At 58.9% G+C, this 18,508-nt stretch carries 15 protein-coding genes; 12 read left to right on the top strand and 3 right to left on the bottom strand.

From position 1 onward, the window contains the following. Positions 1 to 20: 20 nt before the first annotated feature. From relA to queE, 5 genes are all read left to right on the top strand, one after another. The gene (relA, locus tag B3797_RS03800) at positions 21 to 2,252 is read left to right on the top strand and encodes a GTP diphosphokinase (RefSeq protein ID WP_311790430.1); all 2,232 of its coding nucleotides are present in this window, start codon (positions 21 to 23) and stop codon (positions 2,250 to 2,252) included. 62 nt (positions 2,253 to 2,314) lie between these two features. Further along, positions 2,315 to 3,103: a nucleoside triphosphate pyrophosphohydrolase gene (mazG, locus tag B3797_RS03795; RefSeq protein WP_311790429.1), complete on the top strand. Its 789-nt coding sequence runs from the start codon at positions 2,315 to 2,317 to the stop codon at positions 3,101 to 3,103. Between the two features lie 229 nt (positions 3,104 to 3,332). Continuing rightward, the gene (pyrG, locus tag B3797_RS03790; protein WP_311783923.1) at positions 3,333 to 4,970 is read left to right on the top strand and encodes a glutamine hydrolyzing CTP synthase; all 1,638 of its coding nucleotides are present in this window, start codon (positions 3,333 to 3,335) and stop codon (positions 4,968 to 4,970) included. A 76-nt stretch (positions 4,971 to 5,046) separates the two neighbouring features. After that, positions 5,047 to 6,345, top strand: a complete 1,299-nt coding sequence (gene eno, locus B3797_RS03785) for a phosphopyruvate hydratase (RefSeq protein ID WP_120454447.1) — start codon at positions 5,047 to 5,049, stop codon at positions 6,343 to 6,345. Positions 6,346 to 6,517: 172 nt separating this feature from the next. Then, a complete protein-coding gene (gene queE / locus B3797_RS03780) occupies positions 6,518 to 7,189 on the top strand; it encodes a 7-carboxy-7-deazaguanine synthase QueE (protein ID WP_311790428.1) in 672 nt (223 codons plus the stop codon). Between the two features lie 40 nt (positions 7,190 to 7,229). Here the strand turns inward: queE and B3797_RS03775 are convergent, their stop codons facing one another. After that, a complete protein-coding gene (locus tag B3797_RS03775) occupies positions 7,230 to 7,826 on the bottom strand; it encodes an inorganic diphosphatase (RefSeq protein WP_120454445.1) in 597 nt (198 codons plus the stop codon). 128 nt (positions 7,827 to 7,954) lie between these two features. Further along, a complete protein-coding gene (queD, locus tag B3797_RS03770; protein ID WP_120454443.1) occupies positions 7,955 to 8,314 on the bottom strand; it encodes a 6-carboxytetrahydropterin synthase QueD in 360 nt (119 codons plus the stop codon). 296 nt (positions 8,315 to 8,610) lie between these two features. On the opposite strand from queD, the gene cysJ reads away from it, so the two are divergent. The 3 genes from cysJ to B3797_RS03755 are packed head-to-tail and all read left to right on the top strand — an operon-like array spanning position 8,611 to position 12,871. Beyond that, entirely contained in the window at positions 8,611 to 10,416 is a 1,806-nt protein-coding gene (gene cysJ / locus B3797_RS03765) for an NADPH-dependent assimilatory sulfite reductase flavoprotein subunit (protein ID WP_311790427.1), read from the top strand. Continuing rightward, positions 10,416 to 12,140, top strand: coding sequence for an assimilatory sulfite reductase (NADPH) hemoprotein subunit (gene cysI / locus B3797_RS03760; protein ID WP_311790426.1), 1,725 nt, complete (start codon positions 10,416 to 10,418; stop codon positions 12,138 to 12,140). The genes cysJ and cysI overlap by 1 nt, the downstream gene beginning before the upstream one ends. Next, positions 12,137 to 12,871, top strand: a complete 735-nt coding sequence (locus B3797_RS03755; RefSeq protein ID WP_311783928.1) for a phosphoadenylyl-sulfate reductase — start codon at positions 12,137 to 12,139, stop codon at positions 12,869 to 12,871. The genes cysI and B3797_RS03755 overlap by 4 nt, the downstream gene beginning before the upstream one ends. A 73-nt stretch (positions 12,872 to 12,944) precedes the next feature. On the opposite strand, the gene B3797_RS03750 is transcribed toward B3797_RS03755, so the two are convergent. Continuing rightward, positions 12,945 to 13,964, bottom strand: coding sequence for an aminopeptidase (locus B3797_RS03750; protein WP_120454437.1), 1,020 nt, complete (start codon positions 13,962 to 13,964; stop codon positions 12,945 to 12,947). 253 nt (positions 13,965 to 14,217) lie between these two features. Between B3797_RS03750 and cysG the strand changes: the two genes are divergently transcribed. From cysG to cysC, 4 genes are all read left to right on the top strand, one after another. Beyond that, positions 14,218 to 15,633 carry a siroheme synthase CysG gene (cysG, locus tag B3797_RS03745; RefSeq protein ID WP_311790425.1) on the top strand — a complete coding sequence of 472 codons (1,416 nt, stop codon included), beginning with the start codon at positions 14,218 to 14,220 and terminating at the stop codon, positions 15,631 to 15,633. A 9-nt stretch (positions 15,634 to 15,642) separates the two neighbouring features. Further along, on the top strand, positions 15,643 to 16,551 hold the full coding sequence (gene cysD / locus B3797_RS03740) for a sulfate adenylyltransferase subunit CysD (RefSeq protein WP_311783930.1): 909 nt from the start codon (positions 15,643 to 15,645) through the stop codon (positions 16,549 to 16,551). Between the two features lie 10 nt (positions 16,552 to 16,561). After that, complete coding sequence (gene cysN, locus B3797_RS03735; RefSeq protein WP_311783931.1) at positions 16,562 to 17,989, top strand: sulfate adenylyltransferase subunit CysN; 1,428 nt, start codon at positions 16,562 to 16,564, stop codon at positions 17,987 to 17,989. Beyond that, on the top strand, positions 17,989 to 18,508 hold a 520-nt coding region (gene cysC, locus B3797_RS03730; RefSeq protein WP_311790424.1), incomplete at its 3' end, for an adenylyl-sulfate kinase. The genes cysN and cysC, both read left to right, overlap by 1 nt.

Below are 18,508 nucleotides of genomic sequence, written 5' to 3'. Positions count from 1 at the left end.
CTGCTGTGGCAGGAGAGGATATGGTTGCGGTCAGAAGTGCGCATTTAAATACGGCAGGAGAGTTCGCTCTCGATCAGTGGATCGCCACTCTTGGCATTGCCAACCCGCAATCATGTGAACGCATCGCTGAGACCTGGCGCTATTGCGAAGCGCAGACGAAAGATCACCCCGATCAGTCGTTGCTGCTCTGGCGCGGCATCGAAATGGTGGAGATCCTGTCGATGCTCAGCATGGATATCGAAAGCTCCTGCGCCGCGCTGATCTTCCCGCTGGCGAATGCGGAAGTGGTGAGCGAAGAGGAGCTGAGCGAAACCTTCGGCAGCGGCATCGTCACGCTGGTACACGGCGTGCGCGATATGGACGCCATTCGTCAGCTCAAAGCGATCCACAACGACTCGATGGCCTCCGAGCAGGTAGACAACGTGCGCCGCATGCTGCTGGCGATGGTGGAAGATTTCCGCTGCGTGGTGATTAAGCTGGCAGAACGCATCATGAACCTGCGCGAAATGAAAGACGCGCCGGAAGATGAGCGCGTGCTGGCGGCGAAAGAGAGCACCAATATCTATGCGCCGCTCGCTAACCGGCTCGGCATCGGCCAGCTGAAATGGGAGCTGGAGGATTACTGCTTCCGCTATCTGCACCCTGACGAATACAAACGCATCGCCAAACTGCTGCACGAGCGCCGCATCGATCGCGAACAGTACATCGAAAACTTTGTCGATTCGCTGCGCAAAGAGATGGTGAAAGAGGGCGTGCGCGCCGAGGTTTACGGCCGACCGAAACATATCTACAGCATCTGGCGCAAGATGCAGAAGAAGTCGCTGGCGTTTGATGAGCTGTTTGACGTGCGCGCGGTGCGCATCGTCGCCGAGCGCCTGCAGGACTGCTACGGCGCGCTCGGCATCGTGCATACGCTCTATCGCCATCTGCCGGCAGAGTTTGACGACTATGTCGCCAATCCCAAGCCGAACGGCTATCAGTCGATCCATACCGTGGTGCTCGGGCCGAAAGGCAAAACCGTGGAAATCCAGATCCGTACCCGTCAGATGCATGAAGACGCGGAGCTGGGCGTGGCCGCGCACTGGAAATATAAAGAGGGGCCGACCACCGGCAGCGCGCGCGGCGCCTCCGGACACGAAGAGCGCATCGCCTGGCTGCGTAAGCTGATCGCCTGGCAGGAAGAGATGTCCGACTCTGGCGAGATGCTGGAAGAGGTGCGCAGCCAGGTGTTCGACGATCGCGTTTATGTCTTTACCCCAAAAGGCGACGTGGTGGATCTGCCTGCAGGCTCTACGCCTCTCGACTTCGCCTACCATATTCACAGCGATATCGGCCACCGCTGCATCGGCGCCAAGATCGGCGGCCGCATCGTGCCCTTTACCTATCAGCTGCAGATGGGCGATCAGGTCGAAGTCATTACCCAGAAGCAGCCGAACCCGAGCCGCGACTGGCTGAATCCGAACCTCGGCTATATCACCACCAGCCGCGGGCGCGCCAAGATCCATAACTGGTTCCGCAAGCAGGATCGCGACAAAAATATCGCCGCGGGGCGTCAGATCCTCGACAGCGAACTCAACCAGCTTGATATCAGCCTGCGCGAAGCGGAAAAACTGCTGCTGCCGCGCTATAACGTCACCTCGCTGGATGAACTGCTGGCGGCGATCGGCGGCGGCGATATTCGCCTTAACCAGATGGTGAACTTCCTGCAGGCGAAGCTCAACAAGCCGAGCGCGGAAGAGGAAGATCGCGAGGCGCTGCGCCAGCTGACGCAGAAAAGCTACTCGCCGCCGTCGCGTAAAGAGAGCGGCCGCGTGGTGGTCGAAGGCGTCGGCAACCTGATGCACCATATTGCGCGCTGCTGCCAGCCTATTCCAGGGGACGATATCGTCGGCTTTATCACTCAGGGGCGCGGCATCTCTATTCACCGCGCCGATTGCGACCAGCTGGCGGAGCTGACCGCTCATGCGCCGGAACGCATCGTTGACGCGGTGTGGGGCGAAAGCTACTCCAGCGGCTACTCGCTGGTGGTGCGCGTTACCGCCAACGATCGCAGCGGGCTGCTGCGCGATATCACCACCATCCTCGCCAACGAGAAGGTCAATGTACTGGGCGTCTCCAGCCGTAGCGACACCAGAAAGCAGCTGGCCACGATCGATATGGATATTGAAATCTACAATCAGCAGGTACTGGGCCGCGTGCTGTCGCGGCTGAACCAGGTGCCTGATATCATCGACGCCCGACGTCTTCACTGATTTTGCGGGATGAGCGCGCGCTCATCCCTGCACTTTCGTCCCGTGTTTTAAAAGGATTAATTATGAGCTCACTCGATCGCCTGCTGGGCATTATGCAAACCCTGCGCGATCCGCAACGCGGCTGCCCGTGGGATCGCGAGCAGACTTTCGCCTCTATCGCCCCCTATACGCTGGAAGAGACCTATGAAGTGCTGGATGCCATCCAGCGCGAAGACTTCGACGATCTGCGCGGCGAGCTGGGCGATCTGCTGTTTCAGGTGGTGTTCTACGCGCAGATGGCGAGCGAGCAGGATCGCTTTACCTTTGACGATATCTGCGACGCCATCAGCGACAAGCTGGAGCGCCGCCATCCTCATATTTTCGGCGACGTCAGCGTGGAGAACAGCGCCGAGGTGCTGAAGAACTGGGAGGCGATCAAAGGCGCGGAGCGGGCAGAAAAGGCGCAGCACTCGGCGCTCGACGATATTCCTAAAGCGCTGCCGGCGCTGATGCGCGCCCATAAAATCCAGAAGCGCTGCCATAACGTCGGCTTTGACTGGACTTCCATCGGGCCGGTGCTGGATAAGGTGCACGAAGAGATCGACGAGGTGATGCACGAAGCGCAGCAGGCGACCATCGATCCGCTCAAGCTGGAAGAGGAGATAGGCGATCTGCTGTTCGCCACGGTCAATCTGTCGCGCCATCTGGGCAGCAAGGCGGAAACCGCGCTGCAAAAAGCGAACGACAAATTTGAGCGCCGCTTCCGCGCCGTAGAGGCGATTATCGCCGCGCAGGGTCTGAGCATGCCGGAGGCGACGCTGGAGCAAATGGAGGCGGCCTGGCAGCAGGTTAAAGCCGCAGAAAAACGCTGATTATTCCAGCAGTGCATACTATTTAGCCGTTCACGCTTACTCGATTCAGCGCAAGAAAAAAGTTGTGACCTGCGTCAACATTTCCTTGTCAGCTATCCGCTATGTTACCCGCTGCAATGCGTTGGAGGATGGCGGTGATTCATCAATTGTGGCTGACAGGGGTTTCAGGTATACTGTTTTCCCGTCCTGGTTATTCCACCGTCTTTAAACCTAAACTCTCAGGTTCAGCATGACAACGAATTATATTTTTGTGACCGGCGGGGTCGTTTCCTCTCTGGGTAAAGGCATTGCCGCAGCCTCCCTCGCAGCCATTCTCGAAGCACGTGGTCTTAACGTGACCATCATGAAGCTGGATCCCTATATCAACGTCGATCCGGGCACCATGAGCCCTACCCAACACGGTGAAGTATTCGTCACCGACGACGGGGCCGAAACCGATTTGGATTTAGGTCACTACGAGCGCTTCATTCGCACTAAAATGACGCGCCGCAACAACTTCACCACTGGCCGTATCTACTCTGAAGTGCTGCGCAAAGAGCGCCGCGGCGACTATCTCGGCGCGACCATTCAGGTTATTCCGCATATCACCAACGCCATCAAAGAACGTATTATCGAAGGCGGCGAAGGTCACGACGTCGTTCTGGTGGAGATCGGCGGTACCGTTGGCGATATCGAGTCGCTGCCGTTCCTGGAAGCGATTCGTCAGATGGCGGTCGACGTCGGCCGCGAGCACACCATGTATATGCACCTGACGCTGGTGCCTTATATGGCGGCGGCAGGCGAGGTGAAAACCAAGCCGACCCAGCACTCCGTTAAAGAGCTGCTCTCTATCGGCATCCAGCCGGACGTGCTGATCTGCCGCTCCGACCGCGCCGTACCGGCGAACGAACGCGCCAAAATCGCGCTGTTCTGTAACGTGCCGGAAAAAGCGGTAATTTCGCTGAAAGATGTCGATTCCATCTATAAAATCCCGGGCCTGCTGAAATCGCAGGGTCTGGATGACTATATCTGTAAACGCTTTAATCTGAACGCGCCGGAAGCCAACCTGTCCGAATGGGAACAGGTGATCTACGAAGAGGCTAACCCGGGCGGCGAAGTGACCATCGGTATGGTCGGCAAATATGTCGAACTGCCGGATGCGTACAAATCGGTGATTGAAGCGCTGAAGCATGGCGGCCTGAAAAACCGCGTGACGGTAAACATCAAGCTGATCGACTCGCAGGACGTCGAGACGCGCGGCGTCGAAATTCTGAAAGATCTGGATGCGATTCTGATCCCGGGCGGCTTCGGCTACCGCGGGGTGGAAGGCAAGCTGATGACCGCGCAGTACGCGCGTGAAAATAACGTGCCTTATCTTGGCATCTGTCTCGGCATGCAGGTTGCGCTGATGGAGTTCGCACGCAACGTCGCCGGGATGGAAGGCGCCAACTCCACTGAATTTGTGCCAGACTGTAAATACCCGGTGGTAGCGTTAATCACCGAATGGCGCGATGAAAACGGCAATGTGGAACAGCGCACTGAAACCAGCGACCTGGGCGGCACCATGCGCCTCGGCAGCCAGCAGTGCCAGCTGACGCCGGACAGCAAAGTGCGTCAGCTCTACGGTTCCGATACCATCGTCGAGCGCCATCGCCACCGCTACGAAGTCAACAATCTGCTGCTGAAGCAGATTGAAGCCGCAGGACTGCGCATTGCCGGACGTTCTGGCGACGACCAGCTGGTTGAGATCATCGAGATCCCGAACCACCCCTGGTTTGTTGCTTGCCAGTTCCACCCGGAGTTCACGTCAACACCGCGTGACGGTCATCCGCTGTTCGCCGGCTTTGTTAAGGCCGCGCAGGATCACCAGAAGCGTTTAGCGAAGTAAGTTTCACGAGCAACGCGCGAACTTCTCGCGCGTTGTTTGTCTTAGGATTGACTAACTTGTACTGAGGAAAATCGTAATGGCCAAAATCGTTAAAGTCATCGGTCGCGAAATCATCGACTCCCGCGGCAACCCAACTGTAGAAGCGGAAGTTCATCTGGAAGGTGGTTTTGTTGGTCTGGCAGCGGCACCGTCAGGCGCTTCTACCGGTTCACGCGAAGCGCTGGAGCTGCGCGACGGCGACAAATCTCGTTTCCTGGGCAAAGGCGTAACTAAAGCAGTTGCTGCGGTTAACGGTCCGATTGCGGATGCGGTAAAAGGCAAAGACGCGAAAGATCAGGCGAACATCGACAAGATCATGATCGACCTGGACGGTACTGAGAACAAATCCAACTTCGGCGCAAACGCCATCCTGGCGGTCTCCCTGGCAGCAGCGAAAGCAGCAGCAGCCTCTAAAGGTCAGCCGCTGTATGAGCACATCGCTGAACTGAACGGCACCCCGGGCAAATTCTCTATGCCGCTGCCGATGATGAACATCATCAACGGTGGTGAGCACGCCGACAACAACGTCGACATTCAGGAATTCATGATCCAGCCGGTCGGCGCTTCCAGCGTTAAAGAAGCGATCCGCATGGGTTCTGAAGTGTTCCATCACCTGGCGAAAGTGCTGAAGGCGAAAGGCATGAACACCGCAGTCGGCGACGAAGGCGGCTACGCGCCGAACCTGGGCTCTAACGCCGAAGCGCTGGCTGTTATCGCGGAAGCGGTAAAAGCAGCAGGCTACGAGCTGGGCAAAGACATCACCCTGGCGATGGACTGCGCAGCGTCTGAATTCTACAAAGACGGCAAATATGTGCTGGCTGGCGAAGGCAACAAAGCCTTTACCTCTGAAGAGTTCACTCACTTCCTGGAAGATCTGACCAAACAGTACCCGATCGTCTCTATCGAAGATGGCCTGGACGAGTCAGACTGGACCGGCTTCGCTTACCAGACCAAAGTGCTGGGCGACAAAATCCAGCTGGTAGGTGACGACCTGTTCGTTACCAACACCAAAATCCTGAAAGAAGGCATCGAGAAAGGCATCGCTAACTCTATCCTGATCAAATTCAACCAGATCGGTTCTCTGACCGAAACGCTGGCGGCGATCAAGATGGCGAAAGACGCAGGCTACACCGCGGTGATTTCACACCGTTCAGGTGAAACCGAAGACGCCACCATCGCTGACCTGGCGGTCGGTACCGCAGCAGGCCAGATCAAAACCGGTTCTATGAGCCGTTCTGACCGCGTTGCCAAGTACAATCAGCTGATCCGTATTGAAGAAGCGCTGGGTTCAAAAGCGCCGTTCAACGGTCTGAAAGAAGTGAAAGGCCAGGCGTAATCGCCTGACGATGCCGTCTGCGGACGGCATTCGCCTGATATAAAGCCCCGCCTTGCGCGGGGCTTTTGCTTTATTGATGTAGAGCTGGCACTGAGAAAAGGCACGACGCGTGGTTGAGCTGCGCGACAAATCTGCCATAATCAGCGCCCTGTTTTTTTCTAGCGAGTCCGTAATGCAATACCCGATTAACGAAATGTTCCAGACGCTGCAGGGAGAAGGATTTTATACCGGCGTCCCGGCCATCTTTATCCGCTTACAGGGATGTCCGGTAGGTTGTAGCTGGTGTGATACCAAACATACCTGGGAAAAACTGGCCGATCGGGAAACGGCGCTGGGCGATATTCTGGTGAAAACGGTTGAGAGCGATGCCTGGGGCAACGCGGATGCGTCGCTGCTGCTGGAGACTATTCAGCGCCAGGGCTGGACGGCGCGCCATGTGGTGATCACCGGTGGCGAGCCGTCGATTTACGATCTGCGCCCGCTGACCGCGGCGCTGGAAGCGCAGGGCTTTCAGTGCCAGATTGAAACCAGCGGCACGCATGAAGTGCGCTGCTCTGAGCGAACCTGGGTGACGGTATCGCCGAAGGTGAATATGCGCGGCGGCTATGATGTGCTGGCGCAGGCGCTGCAGCGTGCGGATGAGATCAAACACCCGGTAGCGCGCGAGCGTGACGTAGAGGCGCTGGACGAACTGCTGGCGACGCTGAGCGACAGCAAACAGCGCATTATCGCGCTGCAGCCCATCAGCCGCAAAGATGCGGCGACAAAACTCTGTATTGAAACCTGCATCGCGCGCAACTGGCGCTTATCTATGCAGACCCATAAGTATCTGAATATCGCCTGACGGCAAAGAGCAGGGCGGCGCTGCGCGTCGCCCGCCCCCATTACTGCTTCGCTTTATAAGCGTCAAACGCCTGTTTAATCTCGTTCTTCGCCACATCGGCGCTTTCAAAACCCTTTAGCTCGACCTTCTTGCGGCCGTCCGGCAGTTGCTTATAGACGCGGAAAAAGGCTTCCAGACGCTCCTGCTCGATCTTTGGCAGATCGCTCATGCTTTTCACGTCGTCCCAGGTGGGATCGATCTTGCTGGTCGGCACCGCGACGATCTTATCGTCTACTTCGCCACCGTCGATCATCTTCAGCACGCCGATGGCGCGCAGTTTGATCAGCGTGCCCGGCTGCAGCGGCGCGCGGGTGTAGAAGATCACGTCGAGCGGATCGTTGTCGCCGCCCAGCGACTGGGTCAGGGAGCCGTAGTTAGCCGGGTAGGCTACCGGCATCGACTGAAAGCGATCCGCCACGATAAAGCCGGTTTTGGCGTCAGTCTCATATTTGATGATGCCGCCCGCCGGGATTTCGGTGACGGCATAGAACTCATCCGGCACGTTTTCCGGCTGGGGAAAGTCGAGCACGTTTTGCGCCTGAACGGCGGCAGAGGCAGTAAAAAGCAGCGCGATGGCGGCAAGGGATTTCAGTTTCATCGTTGATTCTCTTGATCTTTAATGAAGGAGAGGACAACGTAGAGGGGGCAGATGACAGAGAGATGACGCGGACGTAAAGAAGCGTAGAGCAGAATTAGCGGGCTGTGCAACCACAGCCCTGGCGGGGATTAACCTTTATAGACGCAGCCTGCCGTACAGGTCTCTTTGATCATTACCGCGCTCAGCTCAGGCAGCAGCGGCTTCATCTCATCCCAGATCCATTTCGCCAGCACTTCGCTGGTGGGATTTTCCAGGCCGGGGATCTCGTTCAGATAATGATGATCGAGGCGGTCATAAAGGGGCTTAAACGCCGCTTTGAGTTCGGCGAAATCCATCACCCAGCCGGTATGCGCATCCACTTCGCCGGTAATTTCCAGTCGCACCAGAAACGAATGGCCATGCAGGCGTCCGCATTTGTGTCCTTCCGGGACGTTAGGCAAATGATGAGCGGCTTCGAACTGGAACTCTTTAAACAGTGTGGTAGACATAATGGCTCTCAGGCTTAAAAACCGGGGAATTCTACCTGAAATACGGAATTTTCGCATCCATCGCGCCAGAATGGCTAATTTTTGCCGAACGCCATAAGATACCCTCGTGTAACTTATTGATAACGAAGATCTTTGTTTACCAGTTTTACTGATTATAACTACCTGAAAAACCGCTTAGTCATTTTGGTTATTAATTATGTCGAAGCCGTATTTAATCGTTAATATGCGGGCCGGTAACCTACCACTCTTCCCGCTACTTTACCGTCCGGACTTCAGATACTGGAATTTTTAACGCGATGACGACTCAGGCACCCCCAGGCTCACTGCTCCCGCTTAATCCGGAGCAACTTGCGCGCTTACAGGCGGCAACGACTGATTTTTCTCCCACCCAGCTGGCGTGGCTCTCTGGCTATTTCTGGGGAATGATTAATCAGACGCCCGGCAGCGTCGCGGCCAGCGCGCCAGCGGCGGCGGAGATCCCGGCGATTACGCTGATCTCGGCGTCGCAAACCGGCAACGCGCGCCGCGTCGCAGAGCAGCTGCGCGACGATCTGCAGGCGGCGAAGCTGAACGTGAAGCTGGTCAACGCCGGCGATTACAAATTCAAGCAGATCGCCCAGGAGAAGCTGCTGGTGGTGGTGACCTCCACCCAGGGTGAAGGCGATCCGCCGGAAGAGGCGGTGGCGCTGCATAAGTTCCTGATGTCGAAAAAAGCGCCGAAGCTGGATGGTACCGCCTTTGCGGTGCTGGGCCTCGGCGACACCTCGTATGAATTCTTTAGCAAAGCGGGCAAAGATTTTGACAGCCGTCTGGCGGAGCTGGGCGCAGAGCGCCTGCTGGCCCGCGTCGACGCTGACGTTGATTTCGCTGAAGCGGCGGCAGAGTGGCGTCGCGCGCTGGTAGAGGTGCTGAAACAGCGCGTGCCGAGCGAGACGTCGGCGCAGGCGATCGCCAATGCAACGGGCAGCTTCAATGAAGTACACAGCAGCCCCTACACTAAAGAGGCGCCGCTGACCGCCAGCTTTGCGCTAAACCAGAAAATTACCGGCCGTCACTCCGATAAAGATGTACGTCATATCGAAATCGACCTGGGCGATTCGGGCCTGCGCTACCAGCCGGGCGACGCGCTGGGCGTCTGGTATGAAAACGACCCTGAACTGGTGGCCGAACTGCTGAGCCTGCTGTGGCTGAAAGGCGACGAGCCGGTGCAGATCGAAAACGAAACCCTGCCGCTCAGCGAGGCGCTGCAAAAGCATTTCGAACTGACGGTTAATACCGCGCAGATTGTCGAGCAGTACGCCGCGCTGTCGCGCAACGAAACCCTGCTGGCGCTGGCGGGCGACAAGGCGAAGCTGCAGCACTACGCGCAGACTTTCCCCATCGTCGATATGGTGCGAAACGCGCCGACCGAACTCAACGCCGAGCAGCTGACCACGCTGCTGCGTCCGCTGACGCCGCGTCTCTACTCTATCGCCTCGTCGCAGGCGGAGAATGAAACCGAAGTCCATATTACCGTTGGCGCGGTGCGCTTTGATATCGACGGCCGCGCCCGCGCAGGCGGCGCTTCCAGCTATCTGGCCGACCGTCTGGAAGAGGATGCGGCGATCCGCGTCTTTATCGAGCACAACGATAACTTCCGTCTGCCCGCCAACCCTGACGCGCCGGTCATTATGATCGGGCCGGGCACCGGCATCGCGCCGTTCCGCGCCTTTATGCAGCAGCGCGACCATGACGGCGCCACCGGTAAAAACTGGCTTTTCTTCGGCAATCCGCACTTCACCGAAGATTTCCTTTATCAGGTTGAATGGCAGCAGTACGTAAAAGAGGGCCTGCTGACCCGTATCGATCTCGCCTGGTCGCGCGACCAGGAGCAGAAGGTGTACGTGCAGGACAAAATCCGCGCCAGAGGGGCGGAGGTATGGCGCTGGATTGAAGAGGGCGCGCATATTTATGTCTGCGGCGACGCCAACCGTATGGCGAAAGATGTCGAGCAGGCACTGCTGGATGTGGTGGTCGAACACGGCGCAATGGATCGTGAAACGGCCGACGAATTTTTAAGTGAGCTGCGCATTGAGCGCCGTTATCAACGAGACGTTTACTGATGAGCGAAAAACACCCCGGACCGCTGGTTGTAGAAGGCAAGCTGGTTGACGCCGAGCGTCTTAAAAAAGAGAGCAACTATTTACGCGGCACCATTCTGGAAGATCTCGACGAAGGTCTGACCGGCGGCTTTAGCGGCGATAACTTTCTGCTGATCCGTTTCCACGGCATGTACCAGCAGGATGACCGCGATATCCGCGCCGAGCGCGCCGAACAGAAGCTGGAGCCGCGTCACGCTATGATGCTGCGCTGCCGCTTGCCGGGCGGCATTATCACGCCGACACAGTGGCTGGCGATCGACAAGTTCGCCACTGAGAAAACCCTGTACGGCAGCATCCGCCTGACCAACCGCCAGACCTTCCAGTTTCACGGCATTCTGAAGAAGAACGTCAAGCCGTCGCACCAGATGCTGCACGAAGTCGGGCTCGACGCGCTGGCGACCGCCAACGACGTAAACCGCAACGTGCTCTGCACGTCAAACCCGGTGGAGTCGGAGCTGCATCAGGAAGCCTACGAGTGGGCGAAGAAAATCTCGGAGCATCTGCTGCCGCGTACCCGCGCCTATGCCGAAATCTGGTGGGATAAAGAGAAGGTCGCGACCACGGATGAGGAGCCGATCCTCGGCGAAACCTATCTGCCGCGTAAATTCAAAACCACCGTGGTGATCCCGCCGCACAACGATGTGGATCTGCACGCCAACGATCTTAACTTCATCGCCGTGGCGGAGAAGGGCAAGCTGATCGGCTTTAACCTGCTGGTCGGCGGCGGCCTGTCGATTGAGCATGGCAATAAAGCGACCTATGCGCGTACCGCCAGCGAGATCGGCTATCTGCCGCTGGAGAAAACGCTTGAAGTGGCGGCTGCGGTAGTGACCACGCAGCGCGATTGGGGCAACCGTACCGATCGCAAAAACGCCAAAACCAAATATACCCTTGAGCGCGTCGGCGTTGAAACGTTCAAAGCGGAAGTGGAGAAGCGCGCCGGCCTGACGTTCGGACCGATTCGCCCTTATGAATTTACGACGCGCGGCGACCGCTTCGGCTGGATCAAGGGCATCGACAATAAGTGGCACCTGACGCTGTTTATCGAAAACGGCCGCCTGCTCGACTATCCGGATCGTCCGCTGAAAAGCGGTATCGCGGCTATCGCGCGCGTCCATCAGGGCGATTTCCGCCTGACCGCGAACCAGAACCTGATCGTGGCCGGCGTGCCGGAGAACGAAAAGGCGAGAATCGAGGCGATTGCGCGTGAACACGGCCTGATGGAGAACGTGACCGCGCAGCGCGAAAACTCAATGGCGTGCGTGGCGTTTCCTACCTGTCCGCTGGCGATGGCGGAAGCGGAGCGTTTCCTGCCCGCCTTCGTGACAAAAGTGGAAGAGATTATGCACCGTCACGGCGTGGGCGAAGAGCACATTGTGTTACGCGTGACCGGTTGTCCCAACGGCTGCGGCCGCGCCATGCTGGCGGAAATCGGCATGGTTGGCAAAGCGCCGGGCCGCTACAACCTGCACATTGGCGGCAACCGCATCGGCACGCGTATTCCTCGCATGTACCGCGAGAACATCACCGAAAGCGAAATCCTCGCCAGCATTGATGAGCTGGTGGGACGCTGGGCGCGGGAGCGCCACGGCGCAGAGGGCTTCGGCGACTTCGCGATCCGCGCGGGCATCGTCAAGCCGGTGGTCGATCCGGCACGAGACTTCTGGGATTCGGAGGCAGTATGAGTCAGTTTGACCTCGCAGCACTGAGTGAAATGAACAAAGTCGAGCGCACCCTGGCGCTGGCGGCCACCAATGCGCAGCTGGAGAAAAGTTCGGCGGAGGAGCGCGTCAGCTGGACGCTGGAGAACCTGCCGGGCGCCTTTGTGCTCTCATCGAGTTTTGGCATTCAGGCGGCGGTGTCGCTGCATCTGGTGACGCGCCAGCAGCCGGATATTCCGGTGATCCTCACCGATACCGGCTATCTGTTCCCGGAAACCTATCGCTTTATCGATCAGTTGACGGAACAGCTCGGCCTGAACCTGAAGGTTTTTCGCGCCGAAACGTCGGCGGCCTGGCAGGAAGCGCGCTACGGCAAGCTGTGGGAGCAGGGCGTGGAAGGCATTGAGCAGTACAACCAGATCAACAAGGTCGAGCCGATGAACCGCGCGCTGCAGACGCTGGGTGCGCAGACCTGGTTCGCCGGGCTGCGTCGCGATCAGTCCGGCAGCCGCGCGAATCTGCCGGTGCTCGGCGTGCAGCGCGGCGTTTTCAAGGTGCTGCCGATTATCGACTGGGACAATCGCCAGATTCATCACTATCTGCAGCAGCATAACCTTAAATACCATCCGCTATGGGATGAGGGCTATTTGTCAGTGGGCGATACCCACACCACGCGCAAATGGGAACCCGGCATGGCGGAAGAGGAGACGCGTTTCTTCGGTCTGAAGCGTGAGTGCGGCCTGCACGAAGGCTGAGTCTTACCGCGCGCTGTCTGACTCACCTCAGGCGGCGCGCGTCCCGCTTAACCCTCTCGCTGGCGTTAAACCCTTATACCTTTGGATTGGTCAGTTCGCCCAGCAGCGGCAGCAGCACCTTCACGCTGTCGCGCGTGCGCAGTGAAATACGTCCTGGCAGCCAGCGATCCAGATAGCTGAGATTATCGCGGTCGGTCTGATGACGCGTCGTGCCGTCCGGAAAACGCTTCGAGCGGCTGCGCTGCTGCGCGCCATCTTTGCCGCCCAGCGCCCAGTTGGCTGCCGTCACGTCCAGCAGCGGAAAGCCCGCCTTATCGAACGCGTTGATGCCGCTATAGTCGCGCGCCGACATCTGATGGCTGGCGGCGGAGATGCCAAGCTGCTGCGCCAGGCGCAGCGCGCGCTCGCTGGTCTGCTTGCGCACCGCGCGCGGCGTATTGCTGCCGCTGTTGAAGTAGAGATGGTCGCCGGTGATCAGGCTGTTGAGATCCACCACCAGCAGCGTGTTCTTTTTCTCTTTTTCGCTCATGCGCGCCACATAATCCTGCATGCCGCCCAGCGCGTTTTCGCCTGCGCTCAGCGCCACGAACCGCACGCCGTAGTGCAGCGGCCGCTGACTCAGCTGCTGCGCCAGCTCCAGCATCACCCCCAGCCCTGAGGCATTGTCATCGACCCCCTGCAGGCGCAGGCCGCCAAGATTACGCTCCGCCTCGCTGCTGCTGAGCGGCGTCCAGGTATCGAGATGCGCCACAATCAGGATCTCCTGCGGCGCGCTGCCGGCGCGCGCGGCGATTACCGAGGTTGCCGTCACTTTATGCAGGCGCAGATCGCCATTGGCTTCGCGCCAGCGATAGCCGGTATTGAACTGGCGGGTATTACTCTGAAAACCGAGCGCGGTGAACTGCTGTTGCAGGTAGTCGGCCGCCATCATTTCGGCCGGGCTGCCGCTCATACGGCCAGGGAAGTAAGTGGCGATGTGGCGAAGCTGCTGCTCGGCAAACTCTCCCGGCGCGACGCTGGCGGCCTGGGCGTGCAGAGCGAAACCGCAATTTAACAGCGCAGCCAGCGCGGTCAGGCGGAGAAAGGCAAACATGCTGTGTTCCTTGTGGGTCATCCTGTGGCGAAAAGCCAAAATTTTTTGCCGTTCAGTATGAAACTGTGATCGACATTAAACAATTTGATTTGCTCTTAAAGCCTTGTCAGATCATCTGTTAAGCACATTTTGTTATGAGCTTCCCTGGGGCGTTATTCCATTCGGTAACTACTCATTCCAATTCGTAATTTCATCTGCCAGAAGGGCGCAACGTATAGTCGCGTTAAATTACGGTTACAACACCAGGGTTATCGTGGACTATTTGCCTCTTTTCGCCGATCTCAAAGGTCGTCCGGTGCTGGTGGTGGGCGGCGGCGACGTCGCGGCACGCAAAATCGAACTGCTGCGCCGCGCCTCTGCGCAGGTACGCGTGGTATCGCGCGAGCTTTGCCCCGAGCTTCAGGCGTTACATCAGGAACAACAGCTTGAGTGGCTGGCGACGGAGTTCAATCCGGCGCAGCTGGACGCGGTTTTTCTCGCCATCGCCGCCACCGACGATAACCTGCTCAACCGTCAGGTTTATGACGAGGCCAACGCCCGTCACCGGCTGGTCAACGTGGTGGATGACCAGCCGAAGTGCAGCTTTATCTTCCCCTCTATTGTGGATCGCTCTCCGCTGGTGGTCGCTATATCCTCCAGCGGCACCGCGCCGGTGCTGGCACGTATGCTGCGCGAAAAGCTGGAGGCGCTGCTGCCTGCCAGCCTGGGGCAGATGGCGGAGGTGGCAGGCGGGTTTCGCGACAGCGTGAAACAGCGCTTTCGCCGCATGTCCGACCGTCGTCGCTTCTGGGAGCGCGCCTTTAACGGCCTGTTCGCCAGCCAGATGTCTGCGGGCAACGTAGATGAGGCGACGCGTACGCTACAGCGCGAACTGCAGGAAGAGCCGAACCGCGAGGGCGAAATCATTCTGGTCGGCGCCGGTCCCGGCGACAGCGGCTTGCTGACGCTGCGCGGTCTGCAGGTGATGCAGCTGGCCGACGTGGTGCTCTATGACCATCTGGTCAGCGATGAGGTGCTGGATCTGGTTCGCCGCGACGCCGACCGAATCTGCGTCGGCAAACGCGCCGGAGCGCACTCGGTACCGCAAGAGGAGACCAATCGTCTGCTGGTGGAGCTGGCGCGCAAAGGCAAACGCGTGGTGCGCCTGAAAGGGGGCGATCCCTTTATCTTTGGCCGCGGCGGCGAAGAGCTGCAGGCGGCACAGGCGGCGGGCATTCCATTCCAGGTGGTGCCTGGGGTAACGGCGGCTGCGGGCGCAACCGCCTACGCCGGTATTCCGCTGACGCACCGCGACTACGCCCAGAGCGTGCTGTTTATTACCGGACACTGCCGCGCCGACGGCGACGATATCGACTGGCCTTCGCTGGCGCGTGCGCGTCAGACGCTGGCTATCTATATGGGCACAGTAAAAGCGGCGGAGATCAGCGAAGGCCTGATACGTCACGGCCGTGACGCCGCGACGCCGGTTGCGGTGATTGGCCGCGGCACGCGGCAGGATCAACAGGTGCTGACCGGCACGCTGGCTAACCTTGAGACGCTGGCTGCCGCCGCGCCGACGCCAGCGCTGCTGGTTATCGGGGAAGTGGTGAATTTGCACGGGCAGCTGGCCTGGTTTCAACATTCTGCACAGCAGGCGACCCGAGAGTCCGCCGTTGTCAATCTGGCTTGAGGAAAAATCATGGACCAAAAAAGACTCACTCATCTGCGTCAGTTAGAGGCGGAAAGCATTCATATCATCCGCGAGGTCGCGGCAGAGTTCAGCAATCCGGTAATGATGTACTCCATCGGCAAAGATTCGTCGGTGATGCTGCATCTGGCGCGTAAAGCCTTCTATCCCGGCACGCTGCCGTTCCCGCTGCTGCACGTCGATACCGGCTGGAAATTCCGCGAGATGTATGCGTTTCGCGATCGCACCGTGAAAGAGATGGGCGCCGAGCTGCTGGTTCACCGTAATCCGGAAGGCGTGGCGATGGGCATCAACCCGTTCGTACACGGTAGCGCCAAGCACACCGATATTATGAAAACCGAAGGGCTGAAGCAGGCGCTGAACAAATATGGCTTTGACGCCGCGTTTGGCGGCGCGCGCCGCGACGAAGAGAAGTCGCGCGCCAAAGAGCGCATCTACTCATTCCGCGACCGTTTCCACCGCTGGGATCCGAAAAACCAGCGTCCGGAGCTGTGGCATAACTACAACGGCCAGATCAACAAGGGCGAAAGCATCCGCGTCTTCCCGCTGTCGAACTGGACCGAACTCGATATCTGGCAGTACATCTTCCTGGAAAATATTGAAATCGTGCCGCTCTATCTCGCTGCGCCGCGTCCGGTGCTGGAGCGCGACGGCATGCTGATGATGGTGGATGACGACCGTATCAATTTGCAGCCTGGCGAAGTGATCAAACAGCGCATGGTGCGCTTTCGCACGCTTGGCTGCTGGCCGCTTACCGGCGCGGTGGAATCCGAAGCGCAGACGCTGCCGGAGATTATTGAAGAGATGCTGGTCTCCACCACCAGCGAACGTCAGGGCCGCGTGATTGACCGCGATCAGTCCGGTTCGATGGAACTGAAAAAACGTCAGGGTTATTTCTAAGGAGACGCAGATGAATACCGTTATTGCACAACAGATTGCCGATCAGGGCGGCGTGGAAGCCTGGCTGACCGCGCAACAGCATAAAAGTCTGCTGCGTTTTCTTACCTGCGGCAGCGTCGACGACGGCAAAAGCACGCTGATCGGCCGCCTGCTGCACGATACGCGCCAGATTTATGAGGATCAGCTCTCCTCGCTGCACAACGACAGCAAGCGCCACGGCACCCAGGGCGAGAAGCTCGATCTGGCGCTGCTGGTGGATGGACTGCAGGCGGAGCGCGAGCAGGGCATCACTATCGACGTGGCCTACCGCTATTTCTCTACCGAGAAACGTAAATTTATTATCGCCGACACGCCGGGGCATGAGCAGTACACCCGCAATATGGCGACCGGCGCCTCGACCTGCGATCTGGCGATCCTGCTGATCGACGCGCGCAAGGGCGTGCTGGATCAGACGCGTCGTCACAGCTTTATCTCGACGCTGCTGGGCATTAAGCATCTGGTGGTGGCGATCAACAAGATGGATCTGGTGGAGTACAGCCAGCAGACCTACGAGCAGATCAAACAGGACTATCTCGACTTCGCGGCGCAGCTGCCGGAAGACCTGGATATTCGCTTCGTGCCGATGTCGGCGCTGGAGGGCGATAACGTCGCGACGCCGAGCCAGACCATGCCGTGGTACAGCGGCCCGACGCTGCTCGACGTGCTGGAGACCGTCGAGGTGAAACGCGTGGTTGATCAGCAGCCGATGCGCTTCCCGGTACAGTATGTTAACCGTCCAAACCTGGATTTCCGCGGTTATGCGGGCACGCTGGCCTCCGGCGCGGTGAAGGTCGGTCAGCGCGTGAAGGTGCTGCCGTCGGGCGTAGAGTCTACCGTCGCGCGCATCGTTACCTTTGACGGTGACCTTCAGGAAGCGGGCGCGGGCGAAGCTATCACCCTGGTGCTGAAAGACGAGATCGATATCAGCCGCGGCGACCTGCTGGTCGACAGCGACGCCACGCTGGAGGCGGTGCAGTCCGCTACCGTCGATGTGGTGTGGATGGCGGAGCAGCCGTTACAGCCGGGCCAGAGCTACGATATTAAAATCGCCGGTAAGAAAGCGCGCGGCCGCATAGAGAAAATCATTCATCAGGTTGAGATCAATACGCTGGAGAAGCGCGCCGCCGAGACGCTGCCGCTGAACGGCATCGGCCTGGTGGAAATGACCTTCGACGAACCTATGGTGCTGGATAAATACCAGCAGAACCCGGTGACCGGCGGAATGATTTTTATCGATCGCCTGAGCAACGTCACCGTCGGGGCGGGGATGATCCATCAGCCGCTGAGCGGCGCGGCGCGGCAGGCGGGTGAGTTCAGCGAGTTTGAGCTGGAGCTGAACGCCTTGATCCGACGTCACTTCCCGCACTGGAACGCGCGCGATCTGCTGGGCGGTAAGTAATGGCGCAGCACGACGAAAACGTGGTGTGGCACGACCATCCGGTTACGCGCGACGCGCGTGAACAGCAGCATGGCCATCAGGGCGCGGTGCTCTGGTTTACCGGCCTGTCCGGCTCCGGCAAATCGACGGTCGCCGGCGCGCTGGAGCAGGCGCTGCATCGCCTCGGCGTCAGCACCTATCTGCTCGACGGCGACAACGTGCGTCACGGCCTGTGCCGCGACCTGGGCTTTAGCGACGCGGATCGGAAAGAGAATATCCGCCGCGTCGGCGAAGTTGCGAAGCTGATGGTGGATGCGGGGCTGGTGGTGCTGACCGCCTTTATCTCGCCGCACCGCGCCGAGCGCCAGATGGTGCGCGATATGCTGCCGGAAGCGCGTTTTATCGAGGTGTTCGTCGATACGCCGTTGGCGGTGTGCGAAGCGCGCGATCCCAAGGGTTTGTACAAAAAAGCGCGCGCGGGCGAACTGCGTAATTTTACCGGCATCGACAGCGTTTATGAGGCGCCGGAGCAGCCGGAAA

The sequence above is a fragment of the Pantoea sp. UBA5923 genome (assembly GCF_002431095.1).
Taxonomy (GTDB): Bacteria; Pseudomonadota; Gammaproteobacteria; order Enterobacterales; family Enterobacteriaceae; genus Pantoea; species Pantoea piersonii.
The sequence above is the reverse complement of the archived record's forward strand: the minus strand, read 5'-3'. Positions and strand labels throughout refer to the sequence as shown.

Coding starts and splice junctions, on each gene's coding strand:
- queD (WP_120454443.1), bottom strand. CDS start 8,314: ATGTCTACCACACTGTTTAAAGAGTTCCAGTTCGAAGCCGCTCATCAT.
- mazG (WP_311790429.1), top strand. CDS start 2,315: ATGAGCTCACTCGATCGCCTGCTGGGCATTATGCAAACCCTGCGCGAT.
- pyrG (WP_311783923.1), top strand. CDS start 3,333: ATGACAACGAATTATATTTTTGTGACCGGCGGGGTCGTTTCCTCTCTG.
- cysI (WP_311790426.1), top strand. CDS start 10,416: ATGAGCGAAAAACACCCCGGACCGCTGGTTGTAGAAGGCAAGCTGGTT.
- B3797_RS03775 (WP_120454445.1), bottom strand. CDS start 7,826: ATGAAACTGAAATCCCTTGCCGCCATCGCGCTGCTTTTTACTGCCTCT.
- cysJ (WP_311790427.1), top strand. CDS start 8,611: ATGACGACTCAGGCACCCCCAGGCTCACTGCTCCCGCTTAATCCGGAG.
- B3797_RS03750 (WP_120454437.1), bottom strand. CDS start 13,964: ATGTTTGCCTTTCTCCGCCTGACCGCGCTGGCTGCGCTGTTAAATTGC.
- eno (WP_120454447.1), top strand. CDS start 5,047: ATGGCCAAAATCGTTAAAGTCATCGGTCGCGAAATCATCGACTCCCGC.
- relA (WP_311790430.1), top strand. CDS start 21: ATGGTTGCGGTCAGAAGTGCGCATTTAAATACGGCAGGAGAGTTCGCT.
- cysD (WP_311783930.1), top strand. CDS start 15,643: ATGGACCAAAAAAGACTCACTCATCTGCGTCAGTTAGAGGCGGAAAGC.
- queE (WP_311790428.1), top strand. CDS start 6,518: ATGCAATACCCGATTAACGAAATGTTCCAGACGCTGCAGGGAGAAGGA.
- cysN (WP_311783931.1), top strand. CDS start 16,562: ATGAATACCGTTATTGCACAACAGATTGCCGATCAGGGCGGCGTGGAA.
- B3797_RS03755 (WP_311783928.1), top strand. CDS start 12,137: ATGAGTCAGTTTGACCTCGCAGCACTGAGTGAAATGAACAAAGTCGAG.